Below are 1,851 nucleotides of genomic sequence, written 5' to 3'. Positions count from 1 at the left end.
ATCAGATGCTTTTCGGGCAATGATGTGAAGGGAGCGTTCGAGATGGTGTGGCATGGACTTTTAGCGAAGGCGGCGCCCACGGTGGTGACCGGTGTGGTGGGGGTCGCAGCCTATGAGGCTTTGGCGAAGCTTCCGTGGCGGAAGGCAACCGTCATAGCGACCGCCTGGGGCATACGGGTTGTGCGCGAGGCAGAGCGTAAGGCCGGGGCGAGTGCTGAGCAGGCTCGACTGACGGTCGCCGATGTGGTGGCCGAGGCTAAAGAGCGGGCCGGGGAGGACGCCGCACCGCTGACTGTGGTGGAGGATTCTGCCGATCATGACCACTGATGTCCTTACTCGTGCCGACGCCGCGTTGAAAGTTGTTTCCAACGCGTCGGGGCGAATGCGGGTGCACGTCACCGGGTTTGGCGTTGACGCGGTTCGGGCCGTGGCGATCGAGGAGACCGTCGCCAAGGTGAGCGGCGTGCAAGCAGTGCATGCCTATCCGCGCACGGCTTCGGTGGTGATCTGGTATTCGCCCGAGAGTTGCGACGCCGGTGCGGTGTTATCGGCGATCGGCGAAGCCGAGCACATGCCTGCCGAATCGGTACCCTCGCGCGCCCCGCACTCGGCCGCTGTCTCCAGGGTCGGTCTGGTGCACAGGGTTGCCAGCGGGATCGGGTTGGCGCTGTTGGGCTTGCGCCGTGGCGCGCAAGACCGGGGGTCTGACGTCGAAGAGTGCGACGGGTGCGGATCTGGGCCGGTAAGGGCCAACGGGTTGTCGCCCGACGAGCAGAGTCGGCGTGAGCGACGCAAGTGGTTGCGGCGGGTGTGGTTGGCCTTCCCGTTGGGGCTGGTGGCGATGGCGACGATGTTCTTCGGCCACCCGTGGGCCGGGTGGTTGGCCTTCGCCGCGACAGTGCCGGTGCAGTTCGTCGCCGGGTGGCCGTTTTTGAAGGGGGCGGTGCAGCAGGCGCGGGCGGGGTCTGTGGGCATGGACACGCTAATCGCGCTGGGCACTTTGACCGCGTTTGCCTACTCGACCTATCAATTGTTCGCCGGTGGGCCGCTGTTCTTTGAGACCGCGGCATTGATCATCGCGTTCGTCGTGTTGGGTCGCTATCTGGAGGCCAGGGCCACAGGTAAGACGCGTGAGGCGATCAGCAAGCTGCTGGAATTGGGCGCCAAGGAAGCCACGCTGTTTGTGGACGGCGAGGAACGTCGGGTGCCGATTGATCAGGTGCATGTCGGAGATCTGGTGCGGGTGCGGCCGGGCGAGAAGATCCCGGTCGACGGGGAGGTCACCGACGGGCGCGCCGCCGTCGATGAGTCGATGCTGACCGGCGAATCCGTCCCCGTCGAAAAAGGGGTGGGTGACCGTGTCGCCGGAGCAACGGTCAACACCGATGGGCTGCTGACCGTGCGCGCCACCGCGGTCGGGGCCGACACCGCGCTGGCCCAGATTGTCCGACTGGTCGAGCAGGCCCAGGGCGGCAAGGCCCCGGTGCAGCGGTTGGCCGACCGGGTCTCGGCGGTATTTGTGCCCGCCGTCATCGGGGTTGCCGCCGCAACGTTTGCCGGATGGACGCTGATCGCGGCCAATCCGATCGCCGGCATGACTGCGGCCGTCGCGGTGCTGATCATCGCCTGCCCATGTGCGCTGGGGATGGCCACTCCCACGGCGATCACGGTCGGCACCGGCCGCGGCGCGGACCTGGGCATCCTGGTTAAGGGCGGCGAGGTGCTGGAAGCGTCGAAGAAGATCGACACCGTGGTGTTCGACAAGACCGGCACCCTCACCCGCGCCCAGATGCGGCTCACCGATGTGGTTGCCGGCAGGCGACGCCAACCTGATCCGGTGCTGTGCATCGC

At 66.7% G+C, this 1,851-nt stretch carries 2 protein-coding genes; both read left to right on the top strand.

Going from position 1 to position 1,851, the window contains the following annotated elements; all coding sequences use genetic code 11:
- The first annotated feature begins 42 nt into the window (after nucleotides 1-42).
- A complete protein-coding gene (locus tag WBF82_RS13715) occupies nucleotides 43-327 on the top strand; it encodes a DUF1490 family protein (RefSeq protein ID WP_424383554.1) in 285 nt (94 codons plus the stop codon).
- A 55-nt stretch (nucleotides 328-382) separates the two neighbouring features.
- A partial coding sequence (locus WBF82_RS13710) for an HAD-IC family P-type ATPase (RefSeq protein WP_424383553.1) occupies nucleotides 383-1,851 on the top strand: 1,469 nt, incomplete at its 3' end.

It is taken from the genome of Mycobacterium sp. (assembly GCF_049673265.1).
Lineage (GTDB): Bacteria > Actinomycetota > Actinomycetes > Mycobacteriales > Mycobacteriaceae > Mycobacterium.
The sequence above is the reverse complement of the archived record's forward strand: the minus strand, read 5'-3'. Positions and strand labels throughout refer to the sequence as shown.

Excerpts from the sequence above, each read along its gene's own strand:
- WBF82_RS13715 (WP_424383554.1), top strand. The coding sequence starts at position 43 with ATGGTGTGGCATGGACTTTTAGCGAAGGCGGCGCCCACGGTGGTGACC.